15 protein-coding genes are annotated in these 16,209 nt (G+C 45.1%); 12 read left to right on the top strand and 3 right to left on the bottom strand.

What is annotated here, in order from left to right; genetic code table 11:
* Positions 1 to 28: 28 nt before the first annotated feature.
* The 3 genes from BQ9856_RS13050 to BQ9856_RS13035 form a co-directional block, all read right to left on the bottom strand.
* On the bottom strand, positions 29 to 691 hold the full coding sequence (locus BQ9856_RS13050) for a rhamnogalacturonan lyase family protein (RefSeq protein ID WP_159441993.1): 663 nt from the start codon (positions 689 to 691) through the stop codon (positions 29 to 31).
* Positions 692 to 950: 259 nt separating this feature from the next.
* Positions 951 to 1,922, bottom strand: a complete 972-nt coding sequence (locus BQ9856_RS13040; RefSeq protein WP_077611431.1) for a P1 family peptidase — start codon at positions 1,920 to 1,922, stop codon at positions 951 to 953.
* Positions 1,923 to 1,969: 47 nt separating this feature from the next.
* Entirely contained in the window at positions 1,970 to 3,337 is a 1,368-nt protein-coding gene (locus tag BQ9856_RS13035; RefSeq protein ID WP_077611430.1) for an FAD-binding oxidoreductase, read from the bottom strand.
* 315 nt (positions 3,338 to 3,652) lie between these two features.
* Between BQ9856_RS13035 and BQ9856_RS25750 the strand changes: the two genes are divergently transcribed.
* The 12 genes from BQ9856_RS25750 (at position 3,653) to BQ9856_RS12975 (ending at position 16,183) form a co-directional block, all read left to right on the top strand.
* Positions 3,653 to 3,988 carry a LysR family transcriptional regulator substrate-binding protein gene (locus tag BQ9856_RS25750; RefSeq protein ID WP_077611429.1) on the top strand — a complete coding sequence of 112 codons (336 nt, stop codon included), beginning with the start codon at positions 3,653 to 3,655 and terminating at the stop codon, positions 3,986 to 3,988.
* Positions 3,989 to 4,247: 259 nt separating this feature from the next.
* Entirely contained in the window at positions 4,248 to 5,159 is a 912-nt protein-coding gene (locus BQ9856_RS13025) for an AEC family transporter (protein ID WP_077611428.1), read from the top strand.
* 119 nt (positions 5,160 to 5,278) lie between these two features.
* Positions 5,279 to 5,905, top strand: a complete 627-nt coding sequence (locus tag BQ9856_RS13020; protein WP_077611427.1) for an RraA family protein — start codon at positions 5,279 to 5,281, stop codon at positions 5,903 to 5,905.
* Positions 5,906 to 5,932: 27 nt separating this feature from the next.
* The gene (locus tag BQ9856_RS13015; protein WP_077611426.1) at positions 5,933 to 6,250 is read left to right on the top strand and encodes a LysR family transcriptional regulator; all 318 of its coding nucleotides are present in this window, start codon (positions 5,933 to 5,935) and stop codon (positions 6,248 to 6,250) included.
* Between the two features lie 63 nt (positions 6,251 to 6,313).
* Positions 6,314 to 6,532, top strand: coding sequence for a 2-hydroxycarboxylate transporter family protein (locus BQ9856_RS13010; protein WP_077611425.1), 219 nt, complete (start codon positions 6,314 to 6,316; stop codon positions 6,530 to 6,532).
* Between the two features lie 155 nt (positions 6,533 to 6,687).
* A complete protein-coding gene (locus BQ9856_RS13005; protein WP_077611424.1) occupies positions 6,688 to 7,857 on the top strand; it encodes an isocitrate/isopropylmalate family dehydrogenase in 1,170 nt (389 codons plus the stop codon).
* A 15-nt stretch (positions 7,858 to 7,872) separates the two neighbouring features.
* Positions 7,873 to 9,009 (top strand): 2-methylaconitate cis-trans isomerase PrpF family protein, encoded by a 1,137-nt coding sequence (locus tag BQ9856_RS13000; RefSeq protein WP_077611423.1) that lies wholly within the window; start codon positions 7,873 to 7,875, stop codon positions 9,007 to 9,009.
* Between the two features lie 89 nt (positions 9,010 to 9,098).
* Positions 9,099 to 9,761 carry an aspartate/glutamate racemase family protein gene (locus tag BQ9856_RS12995; RefSeq protein WP_139348693.1) on the top strand — a complete coding sequence of 221 codons (663 nt, stop codon included), beginning with the start codon at positions 9,099 to 9,101 and terminating at the stop codon, positions 9,759 to 9,761.
* Between the two features lie 6 nt (positions 9,762 to 9,767).
* Entirely contained in the window at positions 9,768 to 11,045 is a 1,278-nt protein-coding gene (otnK, locus tag BQ9856_RS12990) for a 3-oxo-tetronate kinase (RefSeq protein ID WP_442855527.1), read from the top strand.
* 18 nt (positions 11,046 to 11,063) lie between these two features.
* On the top strand, positions 11,064 to 11,699 hold the full coding sequence (locus tag BQ9856_RS12985; protein ID WP_077611420.1) for a class II aldolase/adducin family protein: 636 nt from the start codon (positions 11,064 to 11,066) through the stop codon (positions 11,697 to 11,699).
* Between the two features lie 253 nt (positions 11,700 to 11,952).
* Positions 11,953 to 13,902, top strand: coding sequence for an aconitate hydratase (locus BQ9856_RS12980; protein WP_077611419.1), 1,950 nt, complete (start codon positions 11,953 to 11,955; stop codon positions 13,900 to 13,902).
* A gap of 40 nt (positions 13,903 to 13,942) precedes the next feature.
* The gene (locus BQ9856_RS12975) at positions 13,943 to 16,183 is read left to right on the top strand and encodes a hydratase (protein ID WP_077611418.1); all 2,241 of its coding nucleotides are present in this window, start codon (positions 13,943 to 13,945) and stop codon (positions 16,181 to 16,183) included.
* Positions 16,184 to 16,209 lie beyond the last annotated feature (26 nt).

The raw sequence follows: 16,209 nt of genomic DNA, 5'->3' as shown, positions 1-16,209 counted from the left end.
AAAATTTTGCAACAGCCTCTTGTTCCGGTTAAGGTGCCAGATAGATATTTGGAACCGGCGGTGTATTCATGCCGTCACCCAGATAAAAATCTGTTAAATGAGATTCTAGGTAACCCTTGCTGGCCATATTACTCCGGTATAACGGATTTTGAGCCAATGTATAGATACGTTTATCAGTAGGGCCATAGAATACTGGAGCACGGCGGTCACTGAGGACTGAAGAGTGGTAATCCGTAGTCCTTAATAAACGTTTAACTCTTTTTACACTGTAATCCCAATTATTAATATCGCCGCCTATGCTGTAATCAAACTTTTCAATTTTACCGTCGTTAAAGCTTTCGCTTAGCAGGTCCCCATCCCACCATAGACGGAAAGCAGGGTAAGGCCTGTTATCCGCTGTCGATTGGCTGTTATCCGCCGGTGTAAGCTGGGTATTCGTGGGGGCATTATAGATACCGGAGAAGGACCAGACCTCGTAACCCGGATAACGGGGATCCACATCTCCGATGACGCCTCTTCCTACATCACCGGCGGGGGGCGTTGTTGAATGCTGCCATATCATGGATCCGCTGCCGGCATCATAATAATACTCCAGCAGACCGTAAGGGTTGTCTTGCTGTATGCCATAACCCTGAAGGCCGGGACGGTCTTTGTCAAGCGATAAAGTACTTTGGTATTGATTTTGATTCATGGTTGGCTGGTTTTATGGATTTAAGTATTTCTATTAATAAAACAGTAGAGCTGATACAGAAACATCCCTTGGTTCCGGAAGGGATCGTGGTTTATGGATTAGTAATAGATTCTGTAACGGGCGAATTAAAAAAGGTTGATTAACTGCATAAAACCATATGAGGGAATGAGCGTATTTTACTTCGGCTTCTGCCTGTTTAAGATACGCTCAATTGTTATCTGTTTATCTGGTTATTGTATTCCCCTTATGTTGATGGCGGTTACGTACGCATGATCTCTTTAAATGCGTACATTCCGATTGTGCTGCCAGTGCCCCTTATTATAGCCTTCTCAAGTACCAAAGCAGCGGCTGTGCCTACCTGTGTAACAACTGCATCTCTCGACATATTGCTGGTGTGTGTTCCCAAGGCAAGGCAGAAAATCGTATCACCGTCCCATTGTGTATGATTGGGGGATATGGCTCGGGCCATACCATCATCGGAGAGTTGGGCCACCCGGTTGGCTTCTGCTTTTGTCAGCCGTTCGGTTGTAGCCACTACTGCGATTGTGGTGTTGCTGTAATATAGTGGTGATGGTACCCCCTCCATCATGAACCGGGTTTGATTAACAAATGTGCCGTCAGAATTCAAGGCTCCTGCAATAATATGTCCCCGATTCCATATATCTCCCAAAGCATTGACTACAGCCAGAGCGGCAACTACGGGACCATCTGGAATTTGTATAGAAGCAGTACCAAGTCCTCCCTTCATTGGAACCCCGTAGATTTTTCCTATTGTTGCTCCTGCACCGGCCCCTACATTTCCTTCTTTTATGGGGCCTGCGCTTGCAGACTGACAGGCGGCATAAGCCAGTGCAGCATCGGGCGGAGGAGAGTCCTTGGCGTAGAGGAGGTCGAATATGACCGCAGCAGGTACCAGTGGCACCTCATCAATTTTATGCTCAACGAGCCAGCGCATGACTCCGCCGGTTGCCGGGAGTCCGAAGAAGCTGCCGCCTGTAAGAAGAACGCCGTACACGGGATACTCTGAAGCACCTGGACGAATGATATCTGTATTCTGGGTACCGGGGCTGCCCCCGCTTACATCAACGCCGGGAACTGCTCCCTTAGGGCAGAGAATCACCGTACATCCGGTACGACCGCTTTTATCTTCAGCGTTTCCTACCAGGATCCCGGGAACATCGGTGAGACCTCCCCATATGTTATCTTTTGAATTTTGTTTCTTAACATTCATAATTATTCCCTTAGTTTTTAAAGATTTTATAAAGAACACAGATTATATTAGTTACACCGATTCTTATTTTTCAATATATAGTCTGGCGGTATACTTTGTGGATATCGAAAGATGTTATCCGGATCGTATTCAGCTTTAACCTGGGTCAGTTTTTTAAAATTACTGCCATAGTAAGCTTTGCACCAGTTATTGATGGCAAGGTCAGGTGTATTAACATATACGCCTCTGGTAAAAGGCCTCATTGCCTTACGGAAGTCCTCTACCCATCGAATACCCGGACCGGCTCCTTCTGGTGTATTCCATGTGGAATAAAATGAAATATTCGAGAGAGCTTTACGGTAGAAATATGCTGTGGCTTTGTTAGGAACTTCTGCAACTGCCCCGCCCAGTCCATGGAAAAATACAGAGACCGAGGAGGTCGGAGGCTCATTGATAAAGCGCTCGATTATAGTTATCGCTTCATCAGGAAGCAGATGATAAACGAAGGGACCTACACTCTTAAAAGGCTCAGGAGAATCTGGCTGGGTGGCTGCTATTTTGGCTGCTGCCTCAAGCCAGGGTATTTCTTCGATGAACACTTTTTGCGGTGATCCTGCATGGAGCAGTGGGTTCAGAAGCTGCTGCAGTTCCTCAGACGATCCCAGAAATACTCCCTGCATCAACAGCAGGGTACTCTCACCTGATGCTATGGTAAGCAGCGGGGTAAGCCTTTTATCAGAACAAGGAAGCGTATATTTTTGCCAGCTTTGCAGTACTGGTTTTAAGTCTTGAATATCCCAATTAATTTCAGCATAAGCAACTGTGTCAATCGGATGAGTACGGAAGCAAAAAGAAGTACAGATTCCAAAATTGCCGCCTCCACCACCACGCAAGGCCCAGAAAAGATCGGCGTTTTCATTAGAATTAGCATGTAGTAAACAGCCATCAGCATTGACCATTTCTACATCGAGCAAATTGTCAATTGCCAGACCCAATGGCCGCGACAGGCTGCTCTGACCACCGCCAAGCGTAAATCCGGCAATGCCTGTAGTCGGGCAAAGACCGGGGGGCACTACCAAACCCTGTTCACCCAATATCTGGGCTAATTCAAAGTCACGCAAACCGGTCTGCACCTTAGCAGTCCCGCACCTGCTGTCTATCTCAACATGTTTCATATCGCTGACATCAATAACAATACCGGCATTCAAAACTGATAAACCTTCGTAATTATGCCGTCCGGAACGTATACGGATTGGAACATCATTATAACGGGCCCAGTGTATGGCGTTAATTACATCCTTTATTTCCTGGACAAAAACGATAACCAGTGGGTATCTGTTGAAAAAGGTATTAAATTCCTGACGTGCTATATTGTACTGGGGTTCTTTCGGTAATACGATTCGTCCTGTAAGTTCGGGACCTTTTTTATAATGCATAACAGCATATCCTCACATCTTTATTCAAATAAATAAAACCGTTTCATTTTTTATTATATGAATTAAATCCTGAAATTGTTATAATTATGTGAAAATAATAAGTGCCCTGATTGAGAGAAGGAATTACTCTGATCAGGCATAAACCGGTCTGTTTCTGTAAATTCACCATAAAAATTCAAGGGGTGCCAGTAGTTCCGTTTTTGATTATGTTTATATTGGTTATGATTGGAGTTTATACTGGAACCATGGGCAATGATGTATTATCGACAATTGCTTTTTTAATGGCTTTGGGAGGATTACTGTTTGAAATAGGGAATCATTATTTATGATATTTGCAGTTCAACGCAAAAGCAGATTGATGAATGGTGGCAGCAGCAGTATGATAGACCGCCATATATCAGCATGACAACTACATTTATTGACAGTGCATGGCAAATGGTTCGGCAAGGTCTGGGATATGCTGTCTGTTTTCTTTCTCCTGTACAAGCAGAATCTTTAGATTTGTGTAAATGTACTATGGCTGATCAATTTGGAAATCCAGTGAAAAGAACAACATATTTTTTATATCACGATAAAAAAGAACTGCCAGATTATGTTAAATCATTTATACAAATGATTCTGGATGATTTATCCGGTCATTCAAGTAATTAAGGAAATAATAAATGCCCTGTGGTTTTCCAAGGCTTTTTAATCGTTTCAGCAATTAAATATATAGGATAAATAATATGATCATTATATAAAACATATATTTTACATTATGTTTATAAATCTTTATAATCAATGTATCCACTTTTAAAATGGCTGCGGTTCGCTCTGTGTTTAAACTTATTGATGCAGTTACTGATTAAAAAACATATCTGAAAGAATGAGTATGGCACAATATTTGGGCTGAAATAAGATTGGAGAAATTATGAGCTTTGAGCGTTTGTTTGAGATGCAGGGTATGTTATTCAGCTTAATGATTCTGGGATTGCTGTTAAAAAAGATGGGAATCGTAGAAGAGAAGAATGAGGGGCTTTTGACAGACCTGGTAATTTATGTAACACTTCCATGCAGCATTATCCGTTCCTTTGAGATAGAGTTTAACCAGAAAATTCTGGTGAACTGCATGGTCATACTTGTTGTGGCTGTAGGGATACAGGCCGGAACTTATATATTGAGCTTTATTCTTTATCCGGGAATGGAAAAAAGGCGCAGGAACGTCCTTCAATATGCCACAATCTGCTCCAATGCAGGAATACTTGGCAATCCGATCGCGGAGAGCATATTTGGCTCCCTTGGACTTTTGTATGCATCGATTTATCTTATTCCGCAGCGGATATTCATGTGGTCTGCGGGGCTTGCCTATTTCACAGAAAGTCCGGACAGAAAAACACTTTTGAAAAAAATAGCAACTCATCCCTGTATTTTGGCAGTGGCAGTAGGAATGGTACTGATGGTTACAGGAATCAGGCTTCCTTCTGTGGCGGAACAGACTGTGAAAACCCTGGCTTCCGCTAATACGGCGTTGTCTATGTTGTTTATTGGAAGCATTTTAGCAGGGGTTCGTTTTCGTTCTTTATGGAATCGTGTTACGATATATTATTCTCTTATCCGTCTTGTATTGATCCCCGGCCTTATATATCTGTTGTGTCTGGGATTTCGTCTGGAGCCGGTGGTGACTGGGGTATCCGTAGTGCTGGCAGGCATGCCGGCAGCCAGTGTAACTGCCATACTTGCAGCGAAATATAAGTGTGATGCAGTGTTTGCAGCAAAAGGCGTGGTTTCGTCTACTTTACTATCCATGATTACTATACCGGTCTGGTGTCTGATCCTTCATTAATCCATGTAGGAAAAACTATAGATAAAAACTTATGGGAATTATAATAACTATATATTTTACTTATAGTACAAGTACTATTATAATTATATTGAGAAAGTGTCAGAAAGGAAACATAGAAAATGGAAGACAGCAAGAGGATCTTATTGAAGAGAATATCACAATATACAGTTCCGGAACTGTGTGATGGTATGGAAGTATTTGAAGCTATGGATTGCCAGATAAAACCATGGATAGGAAGAAAAAAAATTATTGGGTTTGCTTTGACAGTGAATGTACCTGCTGGGGAAGGCGGAATTGTGGCAGATGCAATTGAAATGGTTAAAGAGGGAGACGTGATTGTAATTGCCGGGAAGGGGAATTTAAAAAGCTCTTACTGGGGGGATCATAGAAGTTACTGTGCCAGAATGATGAAGGCAGAGGGTGTTGTTGTGGATGGAGCCTTCAGAGACTTAGAAGGATGTGAAGAGGTGGGATTCCCTGTGTATGCCAAGGGGCTTACCTGCGGAACTGCCGGTAAAAGCGGAGTAGGACAGATTAATGTGCCTGTGAGCTGTGGAGGTATTATTATCCGTCCGGGAGATATCATAGCCGGAGATATGAACGGAGTATGTGTCATAAGACCGGAGGAGGCCGGGGACATCCTGGAACGTACGGAGCGCAAGGTTGCTGCTCAGAAGAAAGTAGTGGAGGAAATGGAGCGTACAGGTTGTGTGATTACCAGAATAAAGTGGAACAAGAAGGGATAAAAGTCAGAGTACATTGGAGGGGGCTCGATGGAGCTGAAACAGTATCAGTATGTGCTTAAGGTTGCAGAGCTGAAAAGTATTACAAAGGCGGCAGAGGAGCTTTACATAACTCAGCCGTCTTTAAGTCATTATATAGCGAAAATAGAGGAAGAACTGGGAGCTTTAATTTTTAACCAGGGAACCACTCCTATTTCCTTAACTCCTGCTGGAGAGGTGTACATAGAAACAGCCAAAATGATATTGGGGCTTGACTGCAGGATGAAAGAAAATATACGTGATATTGTGGACAGCAGAAAGGGTGTCATCACCATAGGGATGGCTTTTGTTACATATTTGTTCGGATGATAGGCAATGCCAAGGGTCCATACTGAGCCGGTGGATGGGACCGGAAAGTAATTAGGAGGGGGCATTGGGTCTGCCTGTTTCGGCTGGATTGTGGGATTTCATCCAATTGAAAGCGCCATAACAGCTGGGCTATGCATGTCAAACATGGGCGGAGCGGGAGATTTGGCTGTTCTGGGTGCTGCTAAGCGCATGAATTTAATCAGCTATGCTCAGATATCTTCCAGAATTGGAGGAGCCATGATACTTCTCATTGGAAGTTTGGCCTTTTCTTTCCTGAAATAAACGATAGGATGCGCTAGAATAGGTATAGCAAAAAGCCTATGGAAAACATATTAAAAGATATATTTTTCCTATATAATTTGAAGTGTTATAATTATTGTATAAAAAGCAGATAACATGCCATACATTAAAATTCAAAAGGAAAAAGGAGAAAAGAGATGAGTTTTGATAATCATATCACAGCAGCACAAGAAAAATTCGGTGAACTGATCCAATCAGAGTATGAACGAATTGAGCGCATGAAAGCTGACACGAATATTACGGATTTTGATAAATTAGATAAAATCATAGTTGGAATACTGCCGGGAGACGGCATTGGTCCGATTATCATGAAACAGGCTCTGCGGGTACTTAACCGCCTTATGGAGACAGAGATAAAATCAGGGCATCTGGAATTACGGATGATTGAAGGCATGACCATTGAGAACAGAGCTGCTAAGCTTAAGAGCCTTCCCGATGAAGTATTTGAAGAAGTGAAGAAGTGTAATGTACTTTTAAAAGGACCGATGGTGACACCAAGGGCATCTGATCCATGGCCTAATTTAATCAGTGCGAACAGTTTGCTGCGCCGGGGTCTGGAATTGTTTGCAGCAGTGCGTCCCATCCGCATTCCGGACAAGAACATTGACTGGACTTTTTTCCGGGAGAACATTGAAGGCGAGTACATATGGGGAAATAAAGGAATACAGGTAAATGCGGATCTGGCGGTAGATTTCAAGGTGCAGACCAAGCAGGGAAGCGAACGCATTGCACGGGCTGCGTTTGAATTCGCAAGAAAGAATGGAAAGAAGAATGTGACGATTGTTACAAAAGCCAATATTGTGAAGCTGGCAGACGGTAATTTCATCAAAGCAGTCCGAAAGGTTGGGGAAGAATATCCTGAAATCGAAATCCAGGAACGCCTGGTAGACGCTATGTGTGCTAAGATGCTGGATCCGGAGTTCAATAAGGGCATTGAAGTGATTGTACTTCCTAATCTCTATGGAGACATTGTAACAGATGTGGCTGCGGAACATCAGGGAGGACTGGGAACTGCTTCTTCTTCCAACCTGGGTAACAGATATGCCATGTTTGAAGCTATTCACGGAACCGCTCCTTTCCTCATTGACCATGGACGCGGGGACTATGCGGATCCATGCAGCCTGATCCGTGCGGTAGGGATGATGATGTCCCATATCGGTTACGCAGATAGAAAAAATATCCTGGATAAGGCGCTGGATGTATGTACCATAACAGAACGCAAGAAGGTAATAACCACAGACAAGGACGGAGCAAGTGCGGAAGCGTTTACAGATTATCTTCTGGAAACCATTGATAAGATCAGATAGAGGAGGGGGACAGAATTGAGAAAATTCAAGACAGTGTTCATGAGAGGCGGTACCAGCAAAGGCTGCATGTTCCGGAAGGAGGATCTTCCAGAGGACAGAAATGAATGGGACTCCATTTTTTTGCAGGCAATGGGCGATCCGGATCCGAAACAGATTGATGGCCTGGGAGGTACGGTATCATCCAATAACAAGATTGTGATCGTATGGAAGAGCGATGAAAAAGATGTGGATATAGAGTACCTGGTGGGCCAGGTTATTGTAGGTAAGAGCCAGGTGGATTACAAAAGCAATTGCGGTAATATGACAGCTGCTGTAGGTCCCTTTGCGATCGAGGAAGGGATGGTGCAGGGAAACGGGCCGGTCACCACAGTGAGGATGCTTAACAGGAATACGGATAAGTACATCAATATAGAGGTGCCCTGCGAGAACGGGACATTTGCACAGGAAGGCGATTGTCATATTGCAGGTGTGGACGGTACAGCTGCGGAGCTGAAAGTAAACTTTTTAAATCCTGCCGGAGCGAAAACCGGAAAGCTGCTTCCAACGGGAAATGTGCTGGATGTGCTGGAAATTCCCGGTTTTGGTGTCATCGAAGCCAGTATTCTGGATGTATCAAACCCTATGGTACTTGTGAGGGCTGAGGATATTGGATTGACAGGAGCAGAGCTGCCGGAAGAGGTGAACAGGAATGAGCAGGCTTGCGAGCTTCTTGAGAAGATCAGAGGGACCGCTTGCTGTATGATGGGATTTGCAAAAGATCTTGAGGATGCGAAAGCCAACAGCCCGGCAGTTCCAAAAGTCGGCTTCTTCACCAGGCCTTCTTCTTTTACGGACATAGGAGGCGAGCGGATTCGGGCAGAGGATATGGACATCTGTGCCAGAGTCATCTCTGTGTTTAAGTGTCATAAGGCCTGTCCCCTCACTTCAGCCAGCTCCATTTCCGTGGCGGCTCAGCTCAAGGGCAGTATTATTGAGAAAACCCTGGGGCTGCCTTTTAACAGCAATGGTTATGTGAAAATCGGGCATCCGAGTGGGATCATGACCATGTATCCTGACTTCGTTGAGGAAAAGGGCGGGATAAAACTTAACGGCGTGGCTGTCCAGCGCACGGCAAGGCGGATTATGGATGGTACGGTTTATATCAGAAATTAAACCAGGAGATATCCTAAATAAACGCAGGGCAGATGAGGCAGAAGGAATGCTTCACCTGCCCTGTACTTCTTATTGGAAAGGATGGCAAGATGAAGAAGAAAATAGCACTTGTAAGCGTAACTTTAAATGCGGTGAACCCTATGACAGATTTTCTGAATCAACAGGAAGAACCAATAGAAATCCGTAATTATCTGGATAGTTACCTGCTGCAAAAGGTGAGAGAGGATGGCGGCATGAATGATTCCTCCATGAAAAGGATGTTCCAGATGCTGGCAACTGCCTGCGAAGATGGGGCGGACGGTATCCTGATGACTTGTACCATTTTTTCTCCATATGCAGAGCACTTTTCCGCTTTATTGTCTAAGCCTGTCATATGTCCGGATGGAGCTATGCTGGACCGTGCAGCATGGAATGGAGGGAAAACTGCTATTCTCTGTACCTTTGAGGGAACAGTCAATACGACCAGGGAAATGTATTTTTCGTATTGCCGTAAATATCAGAGGCCTGAACGAGTGGATATGCATGTACTTTCCGATGCTTATGAGGCGATGCAGCGAGGAAGATTTAAGGAATGCGACAGTATCATACAGAACAAAGTAAGGGAGCTGGATGGACAGTATGATCAAATTGTGCTGGCTCAGATTTCCATGTCGCAGGCTGCTGCCGGCGTAAAATTGAACCACGCAAAATTGTACACCAGCCCAGACAGTGCATACCGGGCTATCAAAGAGGCGATGCAGGAGAGGGGGTAATTCATTTTGGAAAAATTACTTTTGGGATGTGTGGCAGATGATTTTACGGGGGCGTCAGATGCAGCTTCCTTTCTGGTAAAGGCAGGGCTTAAGACTATTCTGTTAAATGGAATTCCCCAGAAAAAAATGGAGGATGACGGCAGCATACAAGCAATGGTCATTGCTTTGAAAAGCAGGACAGAACCGGTAAAGGAAGCGGTTGAACAGTCCATACGTGCTTTTGAATGGCTGAAACAGGCCGGGGCGGAAAAATTTTATTTTAAGTATTGTTCTACGTTTGATTCTACCAGACAGGGAAATATTGGTCCGGTAACAGATGCCGTGATGGAGTACTTTCGCATACCGTACACACTTCTTTGCCCTTCCCTGCCGGTGAATGGAAGGACTGTAAAGGGAGGGAGGCTTTTGGTAGATGGGATACCCCTGCATAAAAGCCATATGAAGGATCATCCCCTCACTCCTATGTGGGACGACAGCATAGAGGGGTTAATGAGGCAGCAGGGGAAATATCCATGTGTTTTGGCAGAAATCCCCATGTTGGAGGACCAAAAGGCCTTCAGCTGCCTGAAGCAGAGAATGGAAGAATTAGCAGAAGAAAAGGGCCATGCATATCTGATACCGGATTATTACCAGGATGGGCACGGAGATTTGATAGCAGAACGCTTTGGGACGCTGGAGCTGTTCACCGGCGGTTCCGGCCTTGCAGGAGCCTTGGGAAGACATCTGGCGAAGCGTACTTTAACCGGTACTTCGAATCGTCATACAGAAAAGGTAAAAGGAAAAGCCCTGTTGCTGGCAGGAAGCTGTTCTGCCATTACTTTAAAGCAGATAGAGGCTTATAAACGTACAGGGAAGCCCTGTTACCGGATCTATCCTCAAAAACTGTTATCCGGGGAGGAAGGGGTGAGCCGTATTTGGGAATGGATCAGGGAGCAAAAAGAAACTCCGCTGATCTACAGCTCTGCACCTCCGGAGGAACTCCGGGAAAATCAAAAATTGGGGGAAGAAAACGCGGCTGGTAAAATTGAGGAGGCGCTTGCTGCTTTGGCCGTAAAAGCAGTGGAAGAGGGCTTCGCACGTATTATTTCTGCCGGAGGGGAAACTTCCGGCGCTATTACAAAGGCTTTGGGATGCAGCTCCTATCTCATAGGAGAGAGCGTGGCTCCCGGAGTGCCCATTATGACACCTCTGGAACGACCTGGTTTGCGGTTGGTGTTAAAGTCCGGGAATTTTGGACAGGAAGAATTTTTTGAGGAAGCTTTGCGTATGACAGGAATGATATAAAATTGGAGGTATTGGATCATGGACCAATTGAAACAGCAGATTATAGAGGCGGGACAGGGAATCATGGATAAAGGGCTTACCTGGGGGACTTCAGGGAATATAAGCCTCAGGCACGGTGACAGGGTATGGATTACTGCCAGCGGAACAGTGATGGGAAGTCTGACTGAGGATGATATCATTGTTTGTGATTTGGAGGGGAATCAGGCAGAGGGAACCAGAAAACCTTCCAAGGAGACAGGAATGCATCTGCAGGTATACCGGAAACGCCCTGACGTGGGAGGAATCGTACATAGTTCCCCATTTTTTGGAACTCTTTGCGCTTGTTCTGATATTCCGTTAAAAACAAACCTTTTTATAGAATCCATGTATTATGATGCCAATATTCTTTCCGTACCATATTTCCATGCAGGGAGTAAGGGGCTGGCAGATGCGGTCGCTGAAGTGGCGGACAGAACAAATATAATCCTCATGGGAAACCATGGATTACTGGCCTATGATACAAACCTGAAGGAGGCATTGACTGCGCTTGAGATAACGGAACAGGTCTGCCGGATGAATGTTCTTTCCAGAATGGGAGGTTTTTCATTGAAGGAGGTAGAGCCGGAGATGGTCAGGGAGTTTTTGACAGGAGGATATTATAAAAAACGGCCTTAAATCCCATTGGTTAATAGATGGGAAAGCAGTCCTGCATGTTAGGAGGACTGCTTTTTTTAATTTACTTCTTATCTGCCGAAACGGGAAGCATTTGATATGTCTGTTAAACCATACAAAAAAACCTATAATAAACATATAAATATATATATTTTTCCTATATCAGTTTTAATGATATAATTTTAACAACAAGCAAAAAGTCCCTTATAACAAGGGCTGTTGCAACAAATGAGGAGAAGATCGGAGGATATGGACAATGGGAATGAATCTGTCCAAAAAGATTATTAAAAACCATCTGGTTAAGGATGCCGGGATGGCTGTGGAGGAAGAAATTTATCTGAAAATGGATCATACACTGACACATGATATTACGGCGGTCATGGCTTATCTGGCATTTGAGGCATTGGACCTTCCCAAAGTCAGGACAGAATGCAGCGTCAGCTATCTTGACCATAATCTTTTGTATGTAGATAATAAGACACCGGATGATCATATTTTTCTTCAGTCCATCGCTAAAAAATATGGGGTGTATCTGTCCAGGCCTGGAAATGGAATATGCCATTCTGTTCACTATGCAAGGTTTGGTATTCCGGGAAAGACGATTATTGGATCTGACAGCCATACCACCACGGCCGGAGGAATCGGCATGCTTTCCATTGGAGCCGGAGGCATGGATGTGGCAACGGCCATGGCAGGAATGCCCTTCCGGCTGAAAATGCCAAAGATAGTGAAGGTCAATCTGATCGGGCATTTGGAACCGGGGGCAGCGGCGAAAGACATTATTCTGGAAATGCTCAGGCGTTTAAGTGTTAAGGGTGGTCTGGGAAAAATCTTCGAATACGTGGGCGAGGGAGTAAAGAGTCTGGAAGTGCCGGAGAGGGCTACTATTACGAATATGGGAGCTGAGCTGGGTGCTACCAGCTCCATATTTCCGGCGGATGACGCAGTGAAGCGTTTCTTTGAATCCCAGGGCCGTGCGGATGAATTTACTGAGCTTCTGCCGGATGAGGACGCTGAATATGACGAAGAAATGACGATCAACTTAAGTGAGCTGACGCCGCTTGTTGCGTGTCCCAGCCAGCCTGACCAGGTGCGCCCGGTATCTGAGTGCCAAGGTGTGAAAGTACAGCAGGTTTTCATAGGAAGCTGTACCAATGCATCCTATGCAGATATCAGGAAGGCGGCAGCTGTGCTGAAAGGAAAGAAGGTCCATGAAGATGTATCCTGTACCTGTGCTGTTTCCACAAGACAGATATTTAAGAAACTGCTTAGGGAGGGAATCATTGAGGATTTAATCGATTCTGGTGTGCGTATAACAGAGATTGCCTGCGGAGCATGTACAGGTATTGGCCAGGCACCTGCAACAAAGGGAGTATCGGTCAGAACCTCCAACCGGAACTTTCCGGGAAGAGGGGGCACAGCAGATGCGTCTCTGTATCTGGCAAGTCCGGAGGTGGCCGCTGCATGCGCGGTCAAAGGATATATCTGTGAGGCAAAAGAAGTGATGGATGATGTATCTGTTCTGGCTGATATCAAAGAAGCGCCGGAATATCCGGTGGATGACAGCATGATCATAAAGCCCCTTGAGGATGGCAGTGATGTGGAAATCATACGCGGCCCTAACATCAAACCTCTTCCCATCAATACGGCTCCCACACAGGAACTTCATGCAAAGGTGAGCTTAAAGGCTGGTGACAATGTGACCACAGACGATATCACCCCGGCCAATGCGCAGTTTTCCTCCATGCGTTCCAATATACCGCTTATTGCAGAGTATGCTTATAGCCGTTATGATAAGGATTTTGTGGGCCGGGCCAAGGAAATGAAGACCTCTGTCATAGTGGGCGGAGAGAATTATGGACAGGGTTCCTCGAGAGAGCATGCGGCAATTACGCCCATGTTCCTGGGGGTCAAGGCTGTGATCGTAAAGAGTCTGGCCCGTATCCATAAAAATAACCTGATTAACCATGGCGTCATTCCCATGCTATTCGAAAATCCATCTGATTATGATGCGATTCATCTGGGGGATGAAATTGAAATCCACAATCTTCTGGACGGGATGAAGGAGAAAAGAGTGGCTGTGGAGAATAAGACAAGAGGAACGTCCTTCATGACGAGACTCGATTTATCGGATACGGAAGTGGAGATTCTGTTAAAAGGCGGACAGCTGGCTTACATAAAATCCAAAGTATCCGTGCAGGCATAGATTGTACTCATTAGTGCGGTAAATAGATAGAGGTGAACACATGATTCAGTTAACAGAAACAGGCGTATTTTTATCACCGGCCGGCAGTATGGTAAAATCCCCTTCCATCAGCCGTGAGGAAGCAGAAAAAAATACAATATCCGATCAGATATTAAGCAGCCATAACCATAGTGCTGATAGGAAGAATTTAAAATTAACATTTGATTCGCTGGTATCCCCGGATAATAATTACGTGAATATCCTTCAGACGGCCAGGGCCAGCGGTCTGAAGAAATTTCCGGTACCGTATGTATTGTCCAACTGCCATCATACCCTTTGCGCAGTAGGAGGGACTATTAATGAAGATGACCATGTATTCGGCCTGGATAACGTAAAAAGGTATGGTGGTATTTTTCTGCCTCCTTACCGGGGGGTACTGCACCAATACATGAGGGAGCGCATGGCTTCATGCGGTGGGATGATTCTCGGTTCCGACAGCCATACACGATACGGAGCCCTCGGTACCATGGGAATTGGTGAAGGCGGCGGAGAGGTGGTCAAGCAGCTTCTCGGAAAAACATACGATATACCGAAGCCGCCGGTACTGGCGGTGAAGCTTACGGGAAAGCCAAGAGATGGAGTAGGTCCCATGGATGTGGCTCTGGTATTGGTAGGTGCTACCTTTAAGAATGGATTTAACAAAAATAAAATTTTAGAATTTCTGGGAGAGGGAATCAAAAATTTAAGTGTGGAATTCCGCATGGGAATTGATGTGATGACCACGGAGAGTGCAGCACTTTCCAGTATCTGGTGTACAGACGAAATGGTAAGGGAATATCTGAAAATACATAAGAGAGAGGATTCATATAAAAAGCTGGAACCTTCGGGTGTAGCTTATTATGATGGGATGATTGAGATTGACCTTTCCAAAGTAGAACCCATGATGGCCTTGCCTTTCCATCCAAGTAATGTGATATCCATCCGGGAATTCAAAAAAAATCCGGAAAAATATTTAAAGGCTGTGGAAGAGGAAGGGAACCTCATCAAAGGTGAAAAAGGAAAAAAATTCTCCATTATGGACCATCTGGAGGAAGGAAATCTGCGGGTGGATCAGGCTTTGGTCAGCGGATGCGCAGGCGGCATGTTTGAGAACATTGCAGCTATGGCAGATATTTTGGATGGCTATCATATAGGGGGCAGCCAGACTGGAATCGGTATTAATCCCTCCAGCCAGCCGGTAAATCTGGCCTTGATGAAACAAGGAATTTTAAACCGTCTTATATTGTCCGGCGCGACTATACGCCCCTGCATATGCGGTCCATGCTTTGGAGTGACTGATGTGCCTGCCGACAACAGTTTAAGCATCCGTCATACCACAAGAAATTATCCGAACCGTGAGGGCTCTAAGCCCGGGCAGGGACAGATGGCTGCATCCATCCTCATGGATGCCCGCTCCGTTGCGGCAACGGTACGTAATAACGGGTATCTTACCGCAGCAACAGAGCTGGATGTAACCTATACGTATCCGGAGTATGAATATGATCCGGAGGTTTATGAGAAACAGGTTTACGATAATTTCGGACATGAAAACCCGGATTATGTTTTACGGATGGGCCCCAATATTGCAGACTGGCCGGAAATGGTTCCTATGGGCAGGCATTTGCTTTTAAAAGTGGCGGGCTCCTATGAGGGTTCTGTTACCACGGACGAGCTGATTCCTTCCGGGGATGCCTCCTCTTACCGTTCTAACCCTGAGAAAATTTCAGAATATACCATGATCAGCCGTGACCCGGAATATGTGGGGAGGGCAAAGCAGGTAAGAAATTTAAGCGGGGAGCTTACGAAGAAGGGGACTGTATCGGATGAAGAATGTGCCCGGATTATCCGGGAAATCTGCAGTGATACCGGCTGTACTCTTAAGGATATTACAATCGGAAGCATTATGGTTTCCCAGGAAATCGGGGATGGCTCCTCCAGAGAGCAGGCGGCCAGCTGTCAGAAGGTTTTGGGTGGTTTTGCTAATCTTGCTAATGCCTATTCCACGAAACGCTACCGTTCCAACCTGATTAATTGGGGAATCCTGCCATTACAGACCGACGAGAAGCTCGACATTCCGAATGGTACATATTTATTTATAGAAAATGTAAGGGAAAAAGTAAGGAAAGGAGGAGACAGGATTTCTCTCAGGGTTATGGATGGCAGCGGAAAGGTTTATTCCTGTTCCGTGGGAGTTATGACAGAGGTAGAAAAAGAAATTGTGCTCTCGGGATGTCTGATTAATTATTATAAAACTACAAATTAAATTATGGGCAAAAAAGTGGGGTAAAT

It is taken from the genome of Clostridium sp. Marseille-P2415 (assembly GCF_900155545.1).
In the GTDB taxonomy this organism is placed as follows: Bacteria; Bacillota; Clostridia; order Lachnospirales; family Lachnospiraceae; genus Lacrimispora.
This window is presented reverse-complemented; position numbering and strand designations above follow the sequence as displayed.

What these genes read in the sequence shown, in the direction of transcription:
- BQ9856_RS13050 (WP_159441993.1), bottom strand. Translation starts at nt 691, where the DNA reads ATGAATCAAAATCAATACCAAAGTACTTTATCGCTTGACAAAGACCGT.
- BQ9856_RS13040 (WP_077611431.1), bottom strand. Translation starts at nt 1,922, where the DNA reads ATGAATGTTAAGAAACAAAATTCAAAAGATAACATATGGGGAGGTCTC.
- BQ9856_RS13035 (WP_077611430.1), bottom strand. Translation starts at nt 3,337, where the DNA reads ATGCATTATAAAAAAGGTCCCGAACTTACAGGACGAATCGTATTACCG.
- BQ9856_RS13025 (WP_077611428.1), top strand. Translation starts at nt 4,248, where the DNA reads ATGAGCTTTGAGCGTTTGTTTGAGATGCAGGGTATGTTATTCAGCTTA.
- BQ9856_RS13020 (WP_077611427.1), top strand. Translation starts at nt 5,279, where the DNA reads ATGGAAGACAGCAAGAGGATCTTATTGAAGAGAATATCACAATATACA.
- BQ9856_RS13015 (WP_077611426.1), top strand. Translation starts at nt 5,933, where the DNA reads ATGGAGCTGAAACAGTATCAGTATGTGCTTAAGGTTGCAGAGCTGAAA.
- BQ9856_RS13005 (WP_077611424.1), top strand. Translation starts at nt 6,688, where the DNA reads ATGAGTTTTGATAATCATATCACAGCAGCACAAGAAAAATTCGGTGAA.
- BQ9856_RS12995 (WP_139348693.1), top strand. Translation starts at nt 9,099, where the DNA reads ATGAAGAAGAAAATAGCACTTGTAAGCGTAACTTTAAATGCGGTGAAC.
- BQ9856_RS12985 (WP_077611420.1), top strand. Translation starts at nt 11,064, where the DNA reads ATGGACCAATTGAAACAGCAGATTATAGAGGCGGGACAGGGAATCATG.
- BQ9856_RS12980 (WP_077611419.1), top strand. Translation starts at nt 11,953, where the DNA reads ATGGGAATGAATCTGTCCAAAAAGATTATTAAAAACCATCTGGTTAAG.
- BQ9856_RS12975 (WP_077611418.1), top strand. Translation starts at nt 13,943, where the DNA reads ATGATTCAGTTAACAGAAACAGGCGTATTTTTATCACCGGCCGGCAGT.